13 protein-coding genes are annotated in these 24,108 nt (G+C 33.7%); 6 read left to right on the top strand and 7 right to left on the bottom strand.

Annotated elements, in window-relative coordinates; all coding sequences use genetic code 11:
• Nucleotides 1-68: 68 nt before the first annotated feature.
• The 4 genes from IHE43_RS12545 to IHE43_RS12530 form a co-directional block, all read right to left on the bottom strand.
• A complete protein-coding gene (locus tag IHE43_RS12545; protein WP_192184196.1) occupies nt 69-500 on the bottom strand; it encodes a response regulator in 432 nt (143 codons plus the stop codon).
• A 3-nt stretch (nt 501-503) separates the two neighbouring features.
• Complete coding sequence (locus IHE43_RS12540; RefSeq protein ID WP_192184195.1) at nt 504-1,946, bottom strand: ATP-binding protein; 1,443 nt, start codon at nt 1,944-1,946, stop codon at nt 504-506.
• Nucleotides 1,947-2,087: 141 nt separating this feature from the next.
• On the bottom strand, nt 2,088-2,510 hold the full coding sequence (locus IHE43_RS12535; protein ID WP_192184194.1) for a response regulator: 423 nt from the start codon (nt 2,508-2,510) through the stop codon (nt 2,088-2,090).
• 104 nt (nt 2,511-2,614) lie between these two features.
• Nucleotides 2,615-3,187 carry a phospholipid scramblase-related protein gene (locus IHE43_RS12530; RefSeq protein ID WP_192184193.1) on the bottom strand — a complete coding sequence of 191 codons (573 nt, stop codon included), beginning with the start codon at nt 3,185-3,187 and terminating at the stop codon, nt 2,615-2,617.
• Between the two features lie 754 nt (nt 3,188-3,941).
• Here IHE43_RS12530 and IHE43_RS12525 point away from each other — a divergent pair.
• From IHE43_RS12525 to IHE43_RS12505, 5 genes are all read left to right on the top strand, one after another.
• On the top strand, nt 3,942-4,310 hold the full coding sequence (locus IHE43_RS12525) for a response regulator (RefSeq protein WP_192184192.1): 369 nt from the start codon (nt 3,942-3,944) through the stop codon (nt 4,308-4,310).
• Between the two features lie 379 nt (nt 4,311-4,689).
• Complete coding sequence (locus tag IHE43_RS12520; protein WP_192184191.1) at nt 4,690-7,491, top strand: CheR family methyltransferase; 2,802 nt, start codon at nt 4,690-4,692, stop codon at nt 7,489-7,491.
• Between the two features lie 561 nt (nt 7,492-8,052).
• The gene (locus IHE43_RS12515) at nt 8,053-8,517 is read left to right on the top strand and encodes a hypothetical protein (protein ID WP_192184190.1); all 465 of its coding nucleotides are present in this window, start codon (nt 8,053-8,055) and stop codon (nt 8,515-8,517) included.
• 28 nt (nt 8,518-8,545) lie between these two features.
• The gene (locus tag IHE43_RS12510) at nt 8,546-8,845 is read left to right on the top strand and encodes a hypothetical protein (RefSeq protein ID WP_192184189.1); all 300 of its coding nucleotides are present in this window, start codon (nt 8,546-8,548) and stop codon (nt 8,843-8,845) included.
• Between the two features lie 82 nt (nt 8,846-8,927).
• Nucleotides 8,928-9,413: a hypothetical protein gene (locus IHE43_RS12505; RefSeq protein WP_192184188.1), complete on the top strand. Its 486-nt coding sequence runs from the start codon at nt 8,928-8,930 to the stop codon at nt 9,411-9,413.
• A 97-nt stretch (nt 9,414-9,510) separates the two neighbouring features.
• On the opposite strand, the gene IHE43_RS12500 is transcribed toward IHE43_RS12505, so the two are convergent.
• The gene (locus IHE43_RS12500; protein ID WP_192184187.1) at nt 9,511-10,740 is read right to left on the bottom strand and encodes a PQQ-dependent sugar dehydrogenase; all 1,230 of its coding nucleotides are present in this window, start codon (nt 10,738-10,740) and stop codon (nt 9,511-9,513) included.
• Nucleotides 10,741-11,202: 462 nt separating this feature from the next.
• Between IHE43_RS12500 and ligD the strand changes: the two genes are divergently transcribed.
• Nucleotides 11,203-13,752, top strand: coding sequence for a DNA ligase D (ligD, locus tag IHE43_RS12495; protein WP_192184186.1), 2,550 nt, complete (start codon nt 11,203-11,205; stop codon nt 13,750-13,752).
• Here ligD and IHE43_RS12490 read toward each other — a convergent pair.
• Both IHE43_RS12490 and IHE43_RS12485 read right to left on the bottom strand, forming a co-directional pair.
• The gene (locus IHE43_RS12490) at nt 13,749-14,528 is read right to left on the bottom strand and encodes a Ku protein (RefSeq protein WP_192184185.1); all 780 of its coding nucleotides are present in this window, start codon (nt 14,526-14,528) and stop codon (nt 13,749-13,751) included. The genes ligD and IHE43_RS12490 overlap by 4 nt on opposite strands.
• Before the next feature lie 249 nt (nt 14,529-14,777).
• A complete protein-coding gene (locus IHE43_RS12485) occupies nt 14,778-23,801 on the bottom strand; it encodes a gliding motility-associated C-terminal domain-containing protein (RefSeq protein ID WP_192184184.1) in 9,024 nt (3,007 codons plus the stop codon).
• Nucleotides 23,802-24,108: the final 307 nt, after the last annotated feature.

The raw sequence follows: 24,108 nt of genomic DNA, 5'->3' as shown, positions 1-24,108 counted from the left end.
ATGATTTAAAAAATATGCCCCTTATTTTTTTACTAATCTACTATTTTTTACTATAAAAAACACTTTGTTTATATACCGTCATCAAACAATATTTTCCTTAAATGAAATTGCACAAAAGCATCCATAGAATCGGAACGTTTTGTGTTATCATTGTAATTCAAAGGTTTTATAATATAACCTGATATTCCCAACTTTTCTGCTTCTGAACGATCCATTTCTTCTGAAGAAGTTGTCATAATAAAAACCTTCAAATCCTTTAGTTTTTTATCTTCTCTCAGTACTTTCAGGAATTCTATTCCATTCATTCTTGGCATGTTAATATCCAGTAAAACAACATCCGGAATTAATCCCAAATCAGGATCTCTAAGAAATTTTAATGCTTCAATTCCGTTATAAGCGGTGTATAATACATACTCGCTTTTTAATTTTTTTAAAGAACGCTTTACACTTATCACATCCAGCTCGTCATCTTCAACTAATAAAATTGTTGGCTTTTTCATAATTTAATTATTTCTCCATGTAAAAATAAATTCGGCACCTTGACCCAATTTCGATTTAACTATAATGGTTTCCTGATGATCATCAATTATTTTTTTCACGATTGCTAATCCAACTCCGGTACTTTCCTGTTCATTTTGCTCACGAAGCGTCTGAAATATTTCGAATATTTTATCATGATATTCTATCGCAATCCCAATTCCGTTATCCTTTACTGAAAATTCATACACACCACCAAATGTTTGACAGCTGATCTGAATCAATCCATTTTCTTGTGGTGTATATTTTACGGCATTACTAATCAAATTAGCAAAAACCTGTTCGAGTTTAATTCTTTCCGTAAATAAATTAGGGAGATTTCCTATTTCGAGTTTGAAATTTCTCGGAACAATCGAATCCGCAATTTCGTGCACCAAAACATTTGCATCGATATTTTCTGAAGCTGCTTTTATATTTAATCTGGCATAATCTAATAAACCATTTATAAGCGCTTCCATGCGTCTGGTTTTTTGCGGAATAATCCTGAGATATCTTTTTAATTCTGGCGATAACTCGTTTTCCATGTCTTCCTCTATCCAGCTTACCACATTATGAATACCACGAATGGGTGCTTTAAGATCATGAGAAACGGCATAGGCAAATTTATTGAGCTCTGCATTTCTGTTTTTCAGCTCATGAATGTTTTTGTCCAGTTTACCTGACATTCTGTTGAGTGATGTTGCCAGGGCAGTCAGTTCATCGTTTCTGGTATCCTTCACTATAGTGAAATTTCCTTTGGAAATATTTTCGGCAAGACGAACCATCGAAGTAATTCTTTTATTAGTGACATACATAATAAAAATGGTACTTAACAGCCCGACGATGACGGTTAAACTTAGAAATATAAATGAAAAAGTATGTGCATATTTTAAAGAAGTGAGCAACATTTCTGTATGATGTTTCCTCTTCTTATATTCGATTTTATCAAATCGGGAAAATTTTTCGGCAATAGCGTCGTTTATTTTTTTTCCAACATGCCTTTTTAAAGAAGTATTGAATAACGTTTTATACGAATCCGGCATTTCTTTTCTGGATTTTATCAATTCTTCAGAATATTGAACCCAATTAGTGTGAAGTGTACTGATAGAATCTAATGTGGCACGCTGATCATTCTTATTTCCAATGCGAAGTTGCTGTTCTTTGATTAATGAAGGTACTCTTTTTAGTCCTATGAAATAAGAATCCAGAAAAGTATAATCATCAGTAAGTAAAAAACCTCTAAAAGCGCTTTGCATTTCGATTATAGCTTTATGGGTTTTATTAGAATTACGAATGATCTCTTCAGATCTGGCGAGAAACTGCGAGTTAAGCTGCACCTTTTTCGATAGCATATAATTCGTGTATGAGTCCGCAATAGACAACAAAATTACAAGGGTAAACGCAACTAGAATTTGAGTAGATAATTTCATCTAATTACAATTAAAGGACCATATACACGATTTGGTACTAGATTATCCAATAAAAATAACAAAATCTTCCCTGAATATTTTCTTAGCATCATTTGCACTGATGAACCTTTTATGGCTACAATAATATTTAATTAATAATGGTTAAACTGAAAAAGTATATTGACTTAAAATCCGTTTTAAATCATTAAAATTGTTTGGCTTGGATATAAAATCATGAGCTCCATACAATTTGGCTTCGCGAATAATATCATCTAATTGCGAAGTCGAAAAAACGATAATAGGGATTTCTTTTAACTCTTTCTCTTTTTTAATTTCGGTCAAAAATTCAAGTCCTGACATGATGGGCATGTTTAGATCTAGAAAGATAACATCCGGGTTAATTTCTTTCTGCATTAATTTTCGCAATGCTTCTACCGGATCATAAATAGCAGTGTAGTTAGCGGCAGATACCGCTTCCAGTGCTTCCATGAATAATTCACAATCGTCTGAATCGTCATCAATTTGTAGTATATTACTATAAGTAACGCGTTTATTTTGCATTTCTGATGTGTAAAGTTCTTTCAATAATTCTAATTTTTTAAAATTAAAAATAGTTTACTTACTATTTTAATAGGCTTATAAATATGAATGTCTACTTTTTGAATTTGAAAATATAAAACATTATTTAATCAATTAAAATAAAGCATATTGATTGCAATAGCACTGGTTAAAATCGCAACCCTATTTTCATTTTCTGAATAATTTGTACTCATATTTACATTATAACTGCGATTCGATTTTACAAAATTCCTCATCCGTCCAGTCCATTTTTTATCGATAGAACCAATTTGTTTTTCTGTTGTATCATAAACAACAAAATTTGGTCCATGCCAGGCGTCACGGATTTCGGCTATAACTTCATTGGCAGTATTTAAGACTTTAAACTCAGGTTTAAAAAAATTTCTTTTATTAATTGTCCCTACTTTTTTACCATGTGCATCATATAAAGCAATTTCAGACATGAGTGAAAAACTATGTTTTGCAATTGAAGATTCAAGACCTCCATTTGCATTTCTAATTTCTATTAAAAAAGGAAACAAAGTTTTACACGGAATTAATTTTAATATTTTTTGCCTAAATGTTAAGTTCTGTCTTATACTTCCAATACGCTCACGTTTATTATTATAAATGTGATAGTTTTTACGTAGACTACTTCTATTATCAACGAAATAGTTATTTATTTCAAAGAAATCTGAATTCATATAATTAAGTTTAACAGGTTTCAAAATCTTTATTTGAAGATTTGTTTTTTAAATATTCAAGTATATGAATCTCATTATGCAATTATTTTTCAGGTTTTCAATTTGTGTTTTTTTGGCTTTATATCTATCATTTTTAATTACAATATCCATTTTTGATTCCAGTTTATCCCAGGTATTTACGACAACAAAATTGGACATATATATTTGCTGGTTTTTTACATAATTTGATTTAAATATTACAAGGTTTCAATCTTCACCTCTTCACTTTAGGCTTTTAATTTAAATTAGAAATTTACTAAAAATAATGCACACTTCATCGAACATGGGAATTATGTAACTAAAAACAAAAATTATATAAAATCGTCTTTTATCATCAATTTATTTTTATAAAAAATCAACAATTAAAACTTAACTTTTTTACAATGAATAATTTAACTTTAAGATTATTACCGGCGCAATCCTTTTAATAATTGCATCCATGAGCTGTAGTAAACATTGTGATGATGAGATTCAAAAGCTAAAAAGCTATAACTTGAGATTCTTTTAAAAGTATTTTCAACCCATCACAACGAAACCTAATATAAAATTGAGAACTTGTTTTAAAAGCAAGTTTTTTTATCCCTGCTCAAATTAAAAAATCATGATAATCTTTTAACTTACTAAAAAACAGGACAATAAATTACTTTATTACCTGCAAAAGATTTAATTTTACTAGGAAGATCATCTGACAAAACAATCAAACCAAACAAACTATATGAAGTATAAAAATATTTTGCAAATTGATGATGATTTTGATGATTGCGAATTCTTTCAGCAGGCGCTGGAAGGAGTGTCAACTGCTGCATATATGGCACTTCATAATCCCATAGAGGCTTTACAAAAATTGGTTGATAGAGAAATAAAACCAGACTTAATTTTCCTTGATATTAATATGCCCCTGATGAGTGGTATTGAACTTTTGGCAGAAATTAAAAAAAGAGATATTATTAAAAATATTCCTGTCATTATATTTTCAACGGCTCCTATATCTGAGAATCTGGCAAAAATGCTCGATGCAAAAGATTGTGTAACAAAACCGAGTAATTTTAATGACCTTAAGAACATTTTAAGAGGGCTTTTATAATTTCAAAGATGCCAAAAAACAACAAAGAAAGCCTGAATTTTGCAGGCTTTAATGTTCATTCTACAATTAACCGAATCTGTCTTATACGCAGAAGATTTTGTTGTATCACTATTTTTTGTTTTTGCTTTTTTAGTTGTTTTTAGGAGTTTCTTGTGCAGAGACAGTTCCAACAAAAAGAAGCAAGACTAATGTCATTATAAATTGCTCATAATGTTGATTTTAAATATTATATTTTTTTAATACTTGTAATTAGATAAATTTTAAAAAGATTTTTACCAATTTTTACATATTTATTATTTAAGGATTACATCATTTCCATATTTTTCTTAAAATGAGATACTTATCCTATCTTTAATATAGGTAATTAGCATATAAACCCATGAAACTTACTGATACAAAACACCCAAAAAAAGCAGAACAGAATTTTCCCGTTGTTGGCATAGGCGCCTCTGGAGGGGGATTAGACGCTGTTAAAAGATTACTGAAGGCAATACCTGCTGATTCTGGAATAGCTTATGTAATTCTGCAACATTTATCTCCTAATCGTTCTGTGAGTTTATCTGAGGTTTTGGCGCAAAACACAAAAATACCCCTTCACGAGATTATAAATGATATTAATCTTGCTCCTAATCATATTTATATTATTCCTGAAAATAATAATCTTATCGTACAAAACGGAGTATTAAAACTTCACCAGAGAACGCGTGGTGAAAGAAAAAATGCAAGTATTGATATTTTCTTTGAATCTCTGGCAGAAGTACATCAAAGTTTTACTATTGGCGTTATTCTTTCCGGAACTGCTTTTGACGGCACTTTTGGATTTAAAAAAATAAAAGAAGTTGGCGGAACAACAATTGTTCAGAATCCTGAAACGGCAGAATTTAAAGGAATGCCACAAAGTGCCTTAGATGCAGATATTGTTGATTATGTATTAGAGCCTGAACGTATTCCTGAGCAACTATTGGAAATACGAAAAAGCTATACGGCGAATCACGCCTATAGTAACGAAGAACATCTTCCAAAAAATGAAGAAGAAATATTAATGCAAATTATAAACCTAATTTTTCTAAGAACAGGAAATGATTTTCGTCATTATAAACAACCTACAATAAGAAGACGTATTGCCAGAAGAATGGTAATGAATCACAAAGAGACCCTGCAGGATTATTATTTCCATCTTCGAAATGATAAAGTAGAACAAGATTTGCTTTTTAATGACTTTCTTATTCCTATAACGTATTTTTTTAGAGATCAAAACTTTTTTGATACTCTGCCAGAACTGGTATTCCCACAATTAATTCAAAATTCAGTCAATAACAATTTACGTATCTGGGTTGCCGGATGCGCCACTGGCGAAGAAGCTTATTCATTGGCAATAGTACTTCATGAATATTTATCAGAAAAAAACAGCGATTTAAAAGTTCAGATATTTGCTTCTGATATTTCAGAAAAATGTATTTCAAAAGCGAGAGCTGCCATTTATTCTGCTCAGGATGTACAGCAGGTTTCACAAACCAGATTACATCATTATTTTACCAAAAGAGACGGTCATTATCATATCAATAAAGTTATCCGGGACATGTGCATTTTTGCCGTACATAACTTTATAAAAGACTCTCCTTTTGCCAGATTAGATTTAGTTTCTTGTAGAAATGTGCTTACATACCTGGATTCCTTTTTACAAAATAAAGTTTTAAACTCGTTTCATTATTCCCTTAAAGACGAAGGTATTTTGTTTCTCGGAAAATCTGAAAACATTCATAATGGAACGTATATATTTACAACTCTCGTAAAACCTGAAAAAATATTTGTTCGTAAACCTTCGCCTGAAAATTATTTGCCCGATCCTTTGGAACATACCAATACAGAGAAAAATGAAGAGATCTCAGATAAAAAGAAATCTCAGGAATTGCGAGTTAAGGAACTTGAAAATGAGTTAGCTGAAGCTCATGAAAAGCTTAAAAGAATAAGTATAGAACTGGAAACTGCTACGGAACAATTACAATCAAATAATGCCGAGTTAGCATGTGTAAATGATGAATTAATGAATCGTCAGGAACAACTCATTTTAATGAGGAATTATTCTGAATCTATTGTCAATACTATTCATGAACCTTTGTTAATTATTGATCAGGATTTTTTTATAAAAAGTGCCAATCCCGCATTTTATAAATATTTTGAAACCACACAAAAGGAAACAGAAGGTCATTCTTTTTTTGAAATTGGTGACTGTCAGTGGGATATTCCTGAATTTAAAGAATTACTCTTTAAAATGCTTGTTGAAAAAGATATTGTAGAAGATTTTAAAATCGATACCATTTGTACTGGTCTCGGTAAAAAAATTATGGTCGTCAATGCTCATCGTATTATGAATACACAATCATCCGGAATGATACTTCTCGCTATTGAGGATGTTACAGATCTTATCACAACCAATAACTTATTAACTAAAAAGAATCTGGAACTAGAGAAATATAATGACCAATTAGAAATTATTACTTCTGCAGCAAGTAATGATCTGCAGGAACCACTTCGTAAGATTCAGATGTTTTGCAACAGAATTATTGATCATGAAAAAAATTTAACAGAATCCGGTATTCATAATCTCGATCGAATTCAAGTTATTTCAAGTAATATGAGCCAGTTAATTGCAGACCTAATTACTTATTCGAGAATTAAATCTATTGAAAAAGCATACAAAAAGATCGACCTGAATGTGCTTTTAAAGAAAATAATTGCTGATTTAAAGCATCGCATTCTGGAAAAAAATGTACTCATTACTATTTCATCTCTACCACAGGTAAATGTTATTCCGTCTCAAATGCAGCAGTTATTCATTAACTTGATTGTGAATGCAATTAAGTATACAAAAGATGAAGTTATACCTCAAATTAAAATTGATGCAGAACATCCATTGAAGGAAGAAATAGTCAAAATTGGTGGAGATCCGGAAATCAATTATGTAAAAATCAATGTAAGTGACAATGGTATTGGGTTTAATGAAGAATATGAAAAGAAAATTTTTGATCCATTTTACAGATTGCACAGTAATGATCAATATAGCGGAAGTGGCCTTGGATTAACTATTTCTCAAAAAATTATTTCCAATCATCACGGATTTATTACCGGAAAGAGTAAAATTAATCATGGTAGTACATTTTCTGTTTACATCCCATTGTAGATCCAAAGTTTAAAAACACATACTATTTTCAAAACCACCACCAATTCACTGATAATTATACAATTACTAACTAAAATTTTGTAAATAAAACTATCAGGACAGTTTTAAATTTGAATTACAACATTTAGATAAGTAAAGAATGAATTTATAATTCAGACCATTTAGAATTGATTTTGTACTTCCGGTATCCATAATAACTTTTTTCATCACAAATAAGAATTAGTAAAATGTACCTTAAAATTCAGTTGAATTTCAGGCACTAATACCAGGAAGTACATTTTCATATTCAAAACATAAACATCTGAAAATTATAAAATTACAAATTATTATAAAAAATTTATTTTCTACCGATTCGAATTTGTAAACCTATTATTTATTAATTAAAACTAATTATCATGAACACTTCAAATCAAAAAAGCGGTAGCACTACGAGTGCAAAAACTTCAGACAAAAAATCTGATTCTAAAGCAAGTACTTCAAAGAGCAGTACAAAATCAAATAGCGATGATAAAAAATCGGCTTCGAAAAAAAAATATTTTTTTTTTAACAAAAAACTCAAATATGAGAACAGAAAATCCAGAAAATTACGGTCAGGCTGACCGTGATTTTCATTTTAACGAATCAGCAGTTACAGATCCTCAGTCAGATGAAAATTCTAGTTACGTTGATGAATATGAAAGTAATAAAACCGATACTGATTATGATCCTAATGAGGAAATCGTTAATGAAGAAGATTCTATTACAAATGATCAGGATAACTTAGACCAGGAATTTTTAGATGCTTTAAAAGAAGATGACCTGGATAAAGAAATCTATGATGATCCAAATAATCTTGACAAAGGTGATCCTAATGCTTATGATAATGGAAACACTGATGTAGATGATCTCTTCAAAAACGAAGATGCAGATGATGATGATCTTGTAGACAATAATCTTAATGATCTGGAAGGCGATCATCTTAATAATCCGGATCTGGACAGAGAAGAACAAAATATCCGTAATAAAGATTCGTCAAAAGTTGACTAATCTCTCTCTAACAAATAAATCTAAAATCATGGAAAACATTTTTAATCCCGAAAGCATGGGAAATTTTGGAGAAACCTTAGAAAAGAAATTTTCAGGTCTTTCATCAAATTCGTTACTGTATGCGGGAGCCAGCTCTTTGTTTCTGGCAGCAACTTTAAAACTGGCAGGAAAAGGTAAAGCCAGTTCATTCTTTGGAAAATGGGCTATTCCGTTACTAGCCATTGGATGTTATAAGAAATATTCAGACTCTTCTTTTTCTAAAACCAATGAAAATAAAGAAGGAGAAAAAGAAAACCAGAAAGATAATGATCCAATTGCGAGTACTTAATAATAATTGATGTGTTTTTTCTATTTCACTAATCAATGGTAAAAGTGAAACACATCAATTTTATTATTTCAAAATATCTGTTATGGATCTTTATATTATTTTTCAAATAATAATTGTATCAATTGCCGCAACATCGACCATGACCTTATTTAATTATGCTGTCTCAGCAAGTTTTAGAGAAATGTACAAAGAGCCTTTATTACTTACTTATCTAATGCATAATTTTAGAATCAATCTCTCAAATGCTTCCAAAAACACATTGAGTTGGTTGCTACACTACGGAATTGGAGTGTTTTTAGTAATTGTTTACCATTATTTTTGGGCGCGTAATATATTAGAATTATCCTTTTTAGACGCTCTTTTATTGGGCGTTGCAAGTGGTTTTGTCGGTGTCTTCAGCTGGATAATTCTCTTTAAAATTTCACATTATCAGCCTCCATTCAATTTGAGAGGTTATTACATACAATTATTCGTCGCCCATATTATTTTTGCCCTTACTGCGACTGCAGTCTATGCTATTTCCTTAACGGTCATTTTGCTAACAAATACTTATTTTGCCCCAAAGTGATCTAAAAATCCAACAAGGAAAATCTTCTTTCACACTAATTTACAAAACAAAAAATGGCGTATAATAACGCCATTTTTATTTTACATTTCTAATATTTTTATTTCTTGTCAATTTTATAAAGTCGACCCTGATCTGTAACTGCATATAACGCGCCATCATTTCCTTGTGTAATATCTCTAAAGCGTTGACCTTCTCCGGCAAGAAGTCTTTCTTCGCCAACAACTTTATTGTTTTCTATAGCCAGACGAACAATGTGCATACCACTTAATGCACCAATAAAAAGGTTATTTTGCCATTCAGGAACACGATTTCCTGTGTAGAAAGTCATTCCGCTTGGCGATACTACCGGATCCCAATAATAAACAGGTTGTTCCAGACCATCTTGTTTTTGAATTCCGGCTCCTACTTTTTCTCCGCTGTATTCGATTCCGTAAGTAATCGTTGGCCATCCATAATTTGCACCTGCTTTCAGGCGATTAATTTCATCTCCTCCTCTTGGTCCGTGCTCAGACAACCAGATTTCTCCAGTTACCGAATTAAGTGCTAATCCTTGCGGATTTCTGTGACCAATACTATATAATTCCGGTAAAGCTCCGGCTTGTGTAAAAGTTGGATTACCTGTTGCAGCTTGTCCATTTTTTGTAATTCTGATTACTTTTCCCAATCCCGCTGTAACAGATTGTGCCAACGGTCTTGTTTGTAATACAGAGCGTTCTCCGGTACTTACAATCAAATTTCCGGTTTGGTCAAAAAGTATACGTCCACCATAATGCAAATCACTCGGATTTGCAGGATTAGCGCGATAAATTACCACCGCTCCTTCTATTGTTTTTTCATCTGCTGATAATTTTCCTTTGGCAACTGAAGTTTGATTTCCTCCTGTTGATGCTTCAGAAAAAACCCAGTAAATCATTCGGTTTGAAGAAAATTCAGGATCAAGACATAAACCTAATAATCCGCCCTGCCCTGCCGGATTCACCGTTGGAATACCTGTAATTGGAGCACTTACCTCTCCGGTAACTTTAACAATACGCATCGTTCCTGCTTTTTGAGTAATCAGTAATCTGCCGTCAGGAAGACTTTTTACACCCCAGGGAGCAGTTAGTGCTGAAGTAATAACTTTTCCTTCATAACTAGTATTCGTTTGTAAACCACCAATTCGCGTTTGCCCTGAAAAAGCCGGACTATAAGTTGTATTAGCCGGATTATTTTCTACCGGATTTGTCGGTGTTCCGGGATCCGGATTTGTAGCAGGATTATCGTTAGAGCAGCTACATGCAATTAGCAAAGCGCTCGAAAAAACAGCAATATAATTAAAGTGTCGCATTGTATTTAGTAGGTTAAAGGTTAATATAAATTATTTGGTAATAAAATTAGAGACGAAGTTCTAAAATAAAATATAGAAAATCTTACATAATTAATCGTAGAACTTATACAATTTATTGTAAGTCAGTGCAAATAATTTTAATAAGAAGGTACTTTGTGATACTACATTTCGTTTCCCAACGGTTGAAACCGTTGGCTATGTTAAAAACAAATTAGACTGTAGCATAACAAATCGTGACAATAATTATCTCTGGTGACTCAAACCGTTGGCAATAGCAGGCTGATTATTTGCAATAAAATCTGATAATTATGAAATCGTCAGACAGAATCTTATAAAAAAATTCTTCCTTTTCAATTCTATATTTGTTATATTAACCAGTATAATAATCATTTAAAATTTTAAGCTATTATTTCTATAGTTTGAGACAGTTCACTCATTTATCTAACTCATCAATTCTAACCTATGTCACTTTCCAAATACAATAAAAAAAGAGATTTTAAACAAACACAGGAACCCAAAGGTAAAGTTGAAAAATCACTAAACAAATTAATTTTTGTGGTGCAAAAGCATGCAGCTTCGCATTTGCATTATGATTTTAGGCTGGAAATGGATGGTGTTCTTAAAAGTTGGGCAGTTCCAAAAGGACCTTCAATGGATCCTGATGTTAAGCGTCTCGCTATGATGGTTGAAGATCATCCGTACAGTTATAAGGATTTTGAAGGTACTATTCCGGCTGGAAATTATGGTGCCGGAAATGTTATTGTCTGGGATAACGGAACTTATACTCCATCAGAAAAAACAACATCACCTGAAAAAACGTTATTGGCAAATTTAAAAAAAGGCCGGTTGAGCTTTGTTCTTAATGGCGAAAAACTTAAAGGTGAATTTTCATTGGTAAAATTAAATGGAAAACAGGAAAATGCCTGGTTATTAATCAAGAAAAATGATAAATATGTCAACGATAATGACATATTACGAAAAGATAAATCGGTTATTTCTAAAAGAACGTTAGATCAATTGGGAGAAAAAGCTACTGAAATAATTCCTGATTCTAAAGAAGAGGAAAAACAAACCGAAAAAACAGCTAAAAAGTCTGGTAAAGCTGCTGAATTCATTAAACCGATGTTAGCCACAATTACTGATAAGGCATTTGATGATGAAGATTGGATATTTGAAAATAAGTATGATGGTTACAGAACTATTGCAGTTATCAACCCAAATGATGATGTTGAATTATATAGTAGAAATGAAATCTCTTTCAATACTAATTTTAAACCCATTGCAGAAGAATTAAAAAAAATTGATCATGCGGTTGTGTTAGATGGAGAAGTTGTCGTTGAAGATGAAAAAAGCAAAGCAAGTTTTCAATTGCTTCAAAATTACCTTAAAACAGGTTTTGGAAACCTAAAATATTATGTATTTGATTTACTTAGTTTAGACGGAAATCTTGTCACCAATTTGTCTACTCTTGACCGAAAAGAACTATTGAAAATTTTATTTAATAAATATAATTTTTCAAATATTTTTTATGCCGACCATACTATTGGCGACGGTATAAAACAATTTGAACTCGCTACAAAAAATACAGACGAAGGTATTGTTGCTAAAAAAGCAGATAGCATTTATCTATCAGACAAACGCAGTCATGACTGGCTTAAAATTAAAACCGCCAATCAGGAAGAAGCGATTATCATAGGAATTACAGAACCAAAAAATTCGAGAAAGCATTTTGGTGCCATTTTGATGGCGCAATATTATGGAAAAAGACTTCAATATATTGGAAAATGCGGAACCGGTTTTACGGAACAAATACTTGAGGAATTGTACACTAAACTACAACCCTTTTTTATTACCGATTCGCCTTTGAGCGAAAAAACGGGCCTTAGAGATACCATTCAATGGGTAAAACCAAAATTAGTTTGTCAGATAAAATTTTCTGAATGGACAGATGATAAACGCCTCAGACATCCTGTCTATCTCGGTCTGAGAATAGATAAAAAGCCGAATGAAGTTTTTTTACCAACGAATGTTAAAAATCCAACTGAATTAAAAGAAGAAGAAAAAATGGAGGATATTAAAAAAAATAAAACAGAGGATGATTATGATTTAAAAGTGGGCAAAACAGTACTTCATCTAACCAATCAGAATAAAATTTATTTTCCTGATGATAAAATTACCAAGGGAGATGTTGTTCAATATTATAATGAAGTTGCTGATTTGATGCTTCCATATTTAAAAAACAGACCACAATCAATGAATCGTTTTCCTAACGGAATTGATGGCACCAGTTTTTATCAAAAAGAAGTTGATATAGAAAAAAGTCCGTCCTGGTTAAAAACAAAAAAGATATTCTCTGAATCGAATGATGCAGACATAAACTATCTTATTTGCAACAATAAAGAAACCTTACTTTATATGGCCAATTTAGGCTGTATTGAAATCAATCCGTGGAATTCTACTATTCAGCATCTTGATAATCCGGATTGGCTCGTTATTGATATTGATCCTGACAATCAAGATTTTACCGAAGTCGTAAAAACAGCTTTGACCGTAAAAGAAGTCATGGATGAATTGGAAACCGAATGTTTATGCAAAACTTCAGGATCTACCGGACTCCATGTTTATATTCCGTTAGGAGCACAATACGATTACGATTCAACAAAGATTTTAGCTGAATTAATAGCCAAAGAAGTGCAATCGCGTTTACCGGATACAACAACTTTAGAACGCAGCATTAAAAAAAGAGATCGTAAAATTTATATTGATTATTTACAAAACAGACGTGCTCAAACTTTAGCGGCGCCGTACTCTGTTCGTCCTAAACCGGGTGCGACAGTTTCAACTCCTTTAGAATGGAGCGAAGTAAATAACAAATTACATCCATCGCAATTTACCATAAATAATGTATTAAACCGTTTTGAAAAAAAGGGAGATCTATGGACACCCGTTTTACAAAAAGGGGCTAACGTTAAAAAGATCATTAAAAAAATTGAAGATCGCGACAGAGGTTAAGAAGACTTTTTCTTTTTAGTTTCTAAACTTGCTTTCAGCATTTCCATAAGATCATCAGATTGTTTGTGAACCACTTTAAGTTCTGCCGGTTTTTTGGTTACTTTTCCTTTGGCTTTCTTTTTAATAATATCCAAAAGTTTAGCTGTATATTCATCTTTAAAACTACTGATGTCAAATCTTTCGGTAAGCTGATCAATTAATTTTTCAGCCATATTAATTTCTTTCGCGCTGGTTTTAGCAACTGGAGGAAGTTTTAATTCGGATGGATCTCTAATTTCCTGTTCGAATCGGATTCGGTTTAAAACAATAACATTTTTATAGGGTTTTAAAATAGCCAGACTTTCTTTATTTCGGAGAACAAAACTGGTTACCCCTACCTTTCCAGATTCTGCAAGTGCATCACGAAGCAATGCATAGGCTTTCATTGCGCCTTTGTCAGGTTCCAAAAAATAAGGCTGCTCATAATATATACTGTCAATATCTTTTTCAGCCACAAAACTTTGAATATCTATTGTTTTGGTTTTTACCGCATCGGCAGCCTGAAAATCTTCATCTTCCAGAATTACATATTTGTCTTCAATTTTGTAGCCTTTAATGATATTTCCATATGTTACTTCTTTGCCTGTACTTTCATTAAATCTTTTAAAAGTAATGTTTGAATGATCTTTTGAATCCAGCATATCCAAATCGAGGTTACTTTCCTGTACGGCTGAAAATAATTTTACCGGAATATTTATTAAACCAAAACTGATTGAACCTGTCCATATTGATCTCATGATTTCTCCATTTAAAAATTAAGCTTAAAATTAAACTTACAGCGTGTATTATCTTTTATACGATCTTCAGAATCTTTTATAAAATACCGAGTCGGTAAAACGCTTAAAATTTTATAAGATTTCTGATTTTTTCTATAATTCCTACTTTTTGATAAACAGTAAATTTATTTTCATGAAAATTATCAATATGGAAAATTTTATTCCGGGCATTTTTAAGCACGTAGAAAATTATTAAAATTAATATTCTAATTAATTCTTCCCGGAAAGATATAAATATCCCGTTTTACTTACTGGTTCATTCATATATGTGGTGTAAGTAATGACATAGAAATAAGTTCCGTCCGGCAATCCTTTTTGCTTATTGATGGTGGCCCTTCCTTCAGAAATACCTCTAAACGCTACTGCATTGTTATCATAGTTATAAGCATCATAAACCAGAACTCCCCAACGGTCATAAATTTGTACATACGCGTTAGCATAACATTCGATGCCATCTATTTTAAAGATCTCGTTTTTACCATCACCATCTGGAGAAAAGGCATTGTGAATTGTAACTTTACAAGCGTTTAAAGGAAGAATTGTAGGGTTATCTTCTGAAATAGAATTATCATCAGAAAGATCTTTTACTGTTAGCCCGTTAGCGCTCAAGGCAGTAACCTCAGCCTGATTTTCTACAAGGCCGGCATCAATATCAGCTGCAGTTAGCACATAGTTGCCAACAAAAGCATTGGTATTGCTTTCTTCCTGTTTCAAGCTGATCGGAACTTCGGAAATGGTAATTCCGGGTTTAGGATCTTTTACAACAATGTTTACTAAGTCAACATTTCCGGAATTGGTAACTGCAAAGCGGTAGGTTACTGTCTCTCCTGTTTCTGCATAACCATTTTTGTTTTCATCATTAAATAGTGCTGTCTTAACCAGGGCTATTGAAGGTCGTACCGTCAAATCAATAACTGTCGGATCATCATCACCGGCTAGTGTCGGGTCGGTACTATCAGAAACAGCTGTAACAGGTTTTCCCTGTAGATCATCACCAATCGCAAGGGCGGTATTTATTACTTCTCCATTCGCAACATCGCTTGCTTTTACTGTATAAGAAGCCGTCGCAGTTCCTGTTGCGCCAGGTGCTAACGTGCTTGGCGTTACCAGTATTGAACTTGTAGTCAACATCGGATCTGTTATAGTAACATTCGAAAGAGGTACGTTTCCTGAATTTCTCACGGTGAAGCTGTAATTTATTAGAGAACCAGCGTCTCCGTTTCCAGTTAATTGTCCTCCTTTAATTAACGTTAAATCTTTAAGCTGAATAACTGGCGTTACCGTTGGATCATCATTCCCTATAAGTGTCGGATCATTACTGTCTGATAAATCCTGAATAGCAGTTCCAACAGTAGGTTGAGCTCTAACCAAAGCCTGATTAACAACAAATCCTGCATTGATATCAGCTTGTGTTACTATATAAGTTCCTGTGTAATTGGTTGTATTAAACTGTCCTGCTGCCAACGTTGCGATTGGAGTTCCGGCAATAGTTACTTTTGGATCTGTAACCGTAACATTAGTCAAATCTATGGTTCCTGTATTTGTAATACGGAAAGAATAGCGAATCAATTCTCCGGGTTGCGCGTAACCATCGCCATTAGTATCAGAGAAAACACCTTGTTTAACCAATGCAATTCCAGGTTGCGAAACCGAGATTTTAATGACCGCCTGATCACAATTTACAGCATTCAGATTCTCACAAATTCCATAAACAATAGTATATATTCCGGATGATGTACCGACCGGAACACTTACCAAACCTGTTGTTGCATTCAGTACCGGAACTACTGCTCCGGAAACAGGATTCGCAGGAGACAAAACCGTTATTTTAACCTGAGATAAAGTTGGTGCCACATTCTCTAATAAATCATTTGTTAAAACATTTACCACATTGACAGCTCCGTCTAAACCATTGATTCCGGTTGCGGCATCGTCATTGGCTATAATTGGCCCTGAAATAACCGTTACAATAATTTCTGCCTGACTGCAATTTATTGGATTTAAATTTTCGCAAATAGAATAACGAATCGTATACGTTCCGCTTGGCGTGCCTGCCGGAACACTTACCTGTCCTGAAACAAGATCTAATATTGGTATTGGGCCAGCATTAATTGGTGTAGCTGGTGTCACAACTCCAATAGTAATCTCAGATAATAGCGTTGCCAATCCATTTAAATTATCATTGGTAATGGCATTTACAACATTGGCCTGACCGTTAAAACCATTTATGTTTAACACAGTATCATTATTGGCTTCAATTGCCGTTGCTGTAACTGTAACAAATACTGTAGCGTCATCAAAATTTGATGGATTTAAATTCTCTGCAATCCTGTATTGAATAGTATATAATCCAGCCGGAGTTTGCGGAGGAACATTTATGATTCCGGTTGCAGGATCTAAAACAGGAATATTTGGATTTCCGTTAATAGGATCTGCCGGATCTAAAATTGCAATGGTGATTTGGCTACTATTTATAGCAACTACTTTTGCTTTTTTAGCTTCAATTGAAGAATCATTAAAAAAGTCATTCTCTAAAACATTTAATGCATTTGGATTTCCAATATAACCGTTGACAGTGATATCAATATCATTATTAGCAATTATTTTAGCTGCATTTACGACAACAATAATATTTGCTTCGCTACAATTTGTTGGATTCAGTTTTTCGCAAATATTATAGTGAATTGTATACGTTCCTGCTGAAGTTTCTGCAGATACATCTACACTTCCTGTTTCGGTATTCAGAACCGGAACAGGATTTCCTGCAACATAATCTGTCGGAGTTGCAGTATTTATTGAATTGATATTTATTTGCGTTAATTGAACTGTCGCTCCGTTTAGCAAGTCATTTGTAATTGCATTTATAACATTGCCTGCACCTATATACCCATTAACATTGGTTGCTGTGTCATCAACAGCAAGAATTGGTGCTCCAATAATTTTAATATAGACAGTTGCATCATTACAATTGACTGGATTTAGATTTTCGCAGATATGATATTTAATCTCATAATTACCTGCCGGAGTGCCAGCCAGAATATGCACTTTTCCAGTTAAAGGATCGAATATTGGAACTGGTCCGTTATTAATTGGCGTTGCAACACCATCAACCCTGATAGTAATATTGCTTAAACTGGCTGATACCCCGTTAAGTGTGTCATTTGCTAAAACATCGATCGCATTATTTGTTGCGATATACCCGTTACTATTTGCCAAAATATCATCGTTGGCTTCTATAACAAGCGGAGCAACTACAATTGTAACAGTAGCTGTATCATTATTGCTCAAGGTTGATACTTCCCGAAGCATGTATGTAATTGTATAGGCTCCCGGAGTTGTTCCTGCCGGAACATTAACAATACCCGTTACAGCGTCTAATACTGGTACTGCTCCTCCGTTTATTGCTGTTGCCGGAATAACATTGCTAATAAGTACAGCTGCCGGAATAACTAAAACTCCGTTTAAAGTATCATTATCTAAAACATTAATAGCATTTGTTGTCCCAACAAATCCATTGATTCCAGAAGCGTTATCATTAACTGCGTCTATTGGTGCGGGAACCACTCTAATTTTAATCACAGCTTCATCACAATTAAATGGATTTAATTTGCCGCAAATTTTATAAACAATAAAGTATTCTCCCGCATGCGTACCTGCCGGAACATCTACATTTCCTGTCACAGCATTAAATAAAGGAACGGGAGCACCGTTGATAGTAGCTGGTCCGGAAACTAATGTACCTCCTGAATTCAAAATTGTGATAGGATTGCCATCTAAAGTATCATTATCATAAGCGTTTAATACATTATTTGCCCCTGTATTTCCGTTAATATTATCTACAAAATCATCATTTGCAACAATTGGCGGCACTACTACAAGAACAGTGATAGTTGCTTCATCACAATTTAAAGGATTTAACCTGTCACAGATTGCATATTTAATTTGATAAGTTCCCGCGGGCGTTCTTTGCGGAATAGTAACTAGCCCGGTTGCAGGCAAGAAGAAAGGAACTACACCTCCATTAATTGATGTTGCAGGAGATACAATAGTACTTATTACTAAATTAATATCACTTAAAAATGCTCCGTTATATTTATCATTGCTAGTTAAAGCATTCACTACTTCTGGTGCACCGGGAAAACCCCCAACGTTAGAAATTAAATCATCTTCAGCTTTAATTTGAGGCGCGTTCACAATAACGACAATTATTGCCTGGCTACAATTGACTGGATTTAATTTTTCGCAAATTTCATATTGAATTGTGTAAGTTCCTCCCGAAGTTCCAGCTGGAATGTCAACATTTCCGGTAGACAAATCTAATACTGGCACAATTCCATTTGTTGAAGTTGCAGGCACTATTGTGTTTATTAAATGAATATCAATTTGAAGTGCCTGAACAGGCACACCATTAAGCTGATCATTTGTTACAGCATTAATAACATTGTAAGCTCCTGTATATCCATTAATATTACTCGCAAGATCATTATTGGCATCAATTATTGTTGCTGAAACATTTAAAACAATATCTGCTTCACTGCAATTTGAAAGGTTTAATTTTTCGCAAATTTTGTAATGAATGGTATAAGTTCCTCCTGATGTTCCTACAGGTACGTCTACATTTCCCGTTATTACATTCAGTACCGGAATTGGATTTCCTGAAACATAATTTGCAGGCGTTGTTGTACTGACTGATGTAATATCAATTTTAATTAATGGAATATCCATGCTGTTTAATCTGTCATTTGTAATAGCATTTATTACATCATTTGCTCCATTGCATCCATTAATATTAACTACAGAATCATTATTAGCAATAATATTTGGAGCTGTAACAGCGATCGTTATGGTTGCAGTATCAAAATTTGAAAGATTCATATTCTCGTTTAGACGATAAGTAATAAAATAAGTGCCTGCTGTTGTACCTTCAGGAATGCTAACATATCCGTTTGTTGCATCTAATACCGGAATTGCCCCACCATTAATAGCACTCGCCGGAATGACATTACTTATGGTTACCTGGGACAGAATTATAGCAATTCCGTTAAGAGTATCATTAGTCAAAGCATTCACCACATTTGCTGATCCTGCAAATCCATTAACCGGAATTGAAGAAATATCATCATCAACTGCGTCAATTGGTGCGCCAACTACATTAATAAATACTATTGCATCATTACAATTGGCTGGGTTTATTTTTTCGCAAATGTGATATTTGATTTCATAATTTCCCTCAGGAGTTCCTGCCGGGACCCTTACAATGCCGGTTAATGGCTGCAGGACAGGAACCAGCCCACCATTGATTGATTTTGCAGGAGCATCAACTGTAACAGTTACCTGATTTAAGTTTGTACTTAGTCCATTTAGCGTATCATTAATTAAAACATTGATTGCATTCCCTGTTGCGATATAACCATTAATATTAGCAACGGTATCATCATTTGCTTCAATAGCCGCAGCTATAACATCTATTATTATAACTGCTGTATCGTTATTGGCAAGATTTAATTTCTCAGTTAAACGATAAGTTATAGAATAGCTGCCTGCCGGAGTACCCGCCGGAACATTAACATTTCCGGTTAGGGGATTTAAAATTGGAACAGGATTTCCATTTATAGAAGTTGCCGGTATTAGAACATTTATTTCAACTTCTGAAGAATTTACTACAACACCATCTAAAGTGTCATTCCCTAAAGCATTTATAGTGTTTGAATTTCCTGTAAATCCAATTAAAGCTTCAAAAGGAACATCATCTTCTGCAACAATTGGAGCCGCAACAACAACAATAGTTATGATTGCATCATCACAATTGTTTGGGTTTAGCTTCTCACAAATCTTGTAAACAAATTTATATTCTCCTGCAGACGTTAGCGGAGGAACACTTACGCCCCCCGTTGCTGTATCAAATGACGGAATTGGGTCTCCGTTTATTGCGCTTGGACCAGATATAAGAGTAGAGGTTACAGTATTAAGATCAAGTGTACCTCCATTTAATAAATCATTATCATAAGCGATCAGAAGATTTGTTTTACCACTATAGCCATTTACAGCTGTTATTAAATCATCTGTTGCTGTAATTGTCGGTGCAATTACATTTATTGTAATTATGGCATCATTACAATTACCGTAATTAAGATTTTCACATAACTGATATTTGATCTGATATTTTCCCGCCGGAGTTCCCGCCGGAACATTCACCCTTCCGGTAGTGACAATCAATTCAGGGATGGGGCCACCATTTATAGAAGCAGCCGGACTTAGAATTTTTGGTGTAATAAAACCTGCTAAACTTATATTAACAATAGCTCCGTTAAAAAAATCATTATTCGCGTAAACATTAATTACATTACCAGCTCCCTCAAAACCATTAATATTATTCACAATATCATCATTAGCGACAAGCGGACTGGCATCTACAACAATTGCGATACTGGCATCTGAACAGTTGGCTGGATTCAATTTCTCACAAATATGGTAGGTAATAAAATAAGTCTTTGCCGGAGTTTCCGCAGGTACACTTACATTTCCTGTTGTTGTACTAAATAGTGGGACGTTCGCTCCTGAATATAAAGGAAGCGCAGCAGAACCTTGCGTTATCGTTATGTCATTAAAAGTTGCACTACTAATTGGCACATTGTTTAATTCGTCATTTTCGATCGCATTAATCACATTCAGCCGACCAAGAAACCCATTAATATTTTCAATTACATCATCATTAGCATCAATATGGGCTACTCCTACTGACATTACAATTCTTGCTGTATCGCAGTTTCCGGGAGCAGCTAATTCGCATATTTTATATTCTATTTCATACATTCCAGTTACAGTTCCTGCCGGTACATCTACATTTCCTGTTGCCGTATTTAAAACAGGAACCAAAAGAACATTAGGATCAGCAGGCAAAGCAGGATGAACAACCGAAATCTGAACATTTGAAGTTGTTGCTGGTATACCAACCAGTTTATCATTTGTTAAAACATTTACAACAGCTAAATTTTCTATAGATCCATTTAATATAGTAGGAACAATATCAGTTATAGCATCTATTCCATCCGTAGTTACTTGTATTACTTCTGTAGCGGCTGAGCAATTGGAAGCATTTGCATTTTCACAAATTGTATAGTTCAGTGTATAATAATCTGCAGGTGTTCCGGGTAATACTGAAATAGTGTTTGTAACAGCATTAAATGTTAAATAACTCGAGATAGAATTTACAGTTACAGTCACATCTGCCGGATTTAAAATTACTCCGCTCAATAAATCAGAATCTAAAATACTATGTGTTCCTGTGGTTCCTCCTGAATTTCCTGAAATGGTTGCAAAGACTTCAGGAACTGCGCATAATCTGTCGAAAATTGTGAATTCGGTATTAGGAGAGATACAAGTATTTAAACCAAGCTCTCTAACAGAGACTTGTTTAACACCGGATGCAAGATTGGTAAAAATATTACTTGTCTGGAAGTTAACCCCATCTATACTATATTCGTATCCTGTTCCCAAATCGGGATTTGAAATTGATATTGTTCCATAAGCATACTCACATGATGGCTGTTGCGTAACACTGCCAATTGGGGCTACTGCTCTATCAGAGACATTCAAAGTAACCAGATTTGAAATTGTACTACAAGCTGCTTGCGATTGAGAGATTAAAACCTTAAAATATCTATTTCCTGCTGTTGCATAAGTTGGTGTTGTGTAAGAGGCTGTTGTACCTCCTGTTCCGTCAGTTACATTTAAATATGGTCCTGATGAAACTGTTGCCGTCTGCCATTGATATAATATACTTCCCGGTAGAATATTTCCGGAAGCTACTACTGTAAATGTATTGGTTTGATTAATACAAACTTTTCCATCTATAGGCTGTGTACTTATTATTGGAGATTCGAAAATATCAACTTTAGCCGGATTTGAATTTGCAACACCACAACCAATGCCTGAATCAATCGCCTTTAATCTATAAAAAGTATCCATACTAACAGGGCCAGTTGTATAACTTGTTGTATTGGCACCTGTACCATTAGTTACATTTGTCCATCCTGTTAATCCATCTAATGATTTTTGCCACTGATAAGTAAAATTTCCGGAACCATTTGCAGCAGCGGATGACATTGTAAAGGTTCCTCCTTCACATATATCTCCGCCAATTGGCTGCATTGTAATTGTTGGATCAGGAATAACAGTTGCCATAACTGTATCAGTTATGAGTGTACATCCTGGATTTGAAGACGTGATTACAGCCCGATAATATGTTGTGCCTGTTAAACCTCCAGAAGTATAATTTGCTGTTGAACTGCCTGTCCCGCCCGAAATGTTGGTCCATGCTGTTGTGCCATCTAAAGAACTTTGCCATTGATACGTAAATGTTGCTGAACCTCCATTTGCAGAAGCTGTAGCAGACAGTGAAATTGTTCCTCCAACACAAACAGTAGCAGGAGTTATGGGCTGTTTAATAATACCCGGAATCATAACTCCTGAAACATTTGAAGTAACGGGATTACATCCCTGAGTAGTATCTGAAATTTCAACTACATAAAAAGTATTTTGTGTTAAAACAGGAGTTGTATAAGATGCTGAATTAGCATCTGAAATAGTAGTATAAGGGCCGGCTAATACCGTAGAATTTTTCCATTGATAACTATAATTACCAGAACCTCCGACTGCTGTTACATTTAAAGTTGCTGTTGAACCACTACAAATATTTGTTCTTAATACGGGTTGCTTAGTAATTAAAATATTTGGCAGAACAACCACAGGAGCAACAACTGAGGTTATTGCCAATTCATTTCCACCAGTTGAAACAGTTACTTTGTAATAAGTCGTCTGTGTCAAAGCTGGTGTTATATATGTTGCTGATGTTGCTCCGGAAACAGCTGTAAAAATAATATTATCTGTACTCTTAAACCATTGATACATTAAGCCTGGCGTATCGTTAGTTGCTGTTACAGATAATGTATGGTTTCCTCCGGAACAAATTGTTGTTCCGGCTGGCTGAACCGTAATTGTTGGTTCAGGAACAACAGCTTTTAAGGTACAATTCAGACTAGTTTTCTCAGTATATGCTGTTCCAGATAAATCGAAATTATCTGGCAGAAGCGATGGTTCTCCCTCTGGACATATAATTCCGGGTGTATTTGCATTTACGTCATTAGAAATTGTATAAATTGGTACAATAAAAAACAGATAAACTAAAACTTTTTTAATCGTTTTAAAATCAATCAAAGAGTGAATTAATATCATAAATTCTTTGTATTAAAACTGTTTTGGCGCTTTTTGCAAAAAAATGGGCAACTGTTATGTAAAAGGCAGGCGTTTAAAAAATTGTATATCAACGACTATCAATTATTCTAAAAAAACTTTTGGGGTTCATTTTTTTAAAATAAAATTTAAATTTTAGTAACGCTTAGACTATCAATTCAAAGGAGCGTCAAGGCTTATGTTGTAAATAGAAAAACTGGCTTTTATTTGAAGAATATAAAAAAGAATAAACAACGACTCTATTTGCTAAATATAAGAAATAAGTACTTATTAATAAAATTTTCTACTT

It is taken from the genome of Flavobacterium sp. MDT1-60 (assembly GCF_014844035.1).
Lineage (GTDB): Bacteria > Bacteroidota > Bacteroidia > Flavobacteriales > Flavobacteriaceae > Flavobacterium.
The sequence above is the reverse complement of the archived record's forward strand: the minus strand, read 5'-3'. Positions and strand labels throughout refer to the sequence as shown.

Excerpts from the sequence above, each read along its gene's own strand:
- IHE43_RS12500 (WP_192184187.1), bottom strand. The coding sequence starts at position 10,740 with ATGCGACACTTTAATTATATTGCTGTTTTTTCGAGCGCTTTGCTAATT.
- IHE43_RS12485 (WP_192184184.1), bottom strand. The coding sequence starts at position 23,801 with ATGATATTAATTCACTCTTTGATTGATTTTAAAACGATTAAAAAAGTT.
- IHE43_RS12530 (WP_192184193.1), bottom strand. The coding sequence starts at position 3,187 with ATGAATTCAGATTTCTTTGAAATAAATAACTATTTCGTTGATAATAGA.
- IHE43_RS12515 (WP_192184190.1), top strand. The coding sequence starts at position 8,053 with ATGAGAACAGAAAATCCAGAAAATTACGGTCAGGCTGACCGTGATTTT.
- IHE43_RS12505 (WP_192184188.1), top strand. The coding sequence starts at position 8,928 with ATGGATCTTTATATTATTTTTCAAATAATAATTGTATCAATTGCCGCA.
- IHE43_RS12540 (WP_192184195.1), bottom strand. The coding sequence starts at position 1,946 with ATGAAATTATCTACTCAAATTCTAGTTGCGTTTACCCTTGTAATTTTG.
- IHE43_RS12520 (WP_192184191.1), top strand. The coding sequence starts at position 4,690 with ATGAAACTTACTGATACAAAACACCCAAAAAAAGCAGAACAGAATTTT.
- IHE43_RS12525 (WP_192184192.1), top strand. The coding sequence starts at position 3,942 with ATGAAGTATAAAAATATTTTGCAAATTGATGATGATTTTGATGATTGC.
- IHE43_RS12490 (WP_192184185.1), bottom strand. The coding sequence starts at position 14,528 with ATGAGATCAATATGGACAGGTTCAATCAGTTTTGGTTTAATAAATATT.
- IHE43_RS12545 (WP_192184196.1), bottom strand. The coding sequence starts at position 500 with ATGAAAAAGCCAACAATTTTATTAGTTGAAGATGACGAGCTGGATGTG.
- ligD (WP_192184186.1), top strand. The coding sequence starts at position 11,203 with ATGTCACTTTCCAAATACAATAAAAAAAGAGATTTTAAACAAACACAG.
- IHE43_RS12510 (WP_192184189.1), top strand. The coding sequence starts at position 8,546 with ATGGAAAACATTTTTAATCCCGAAAGCATGGGAAATTTTGGAGAAACC.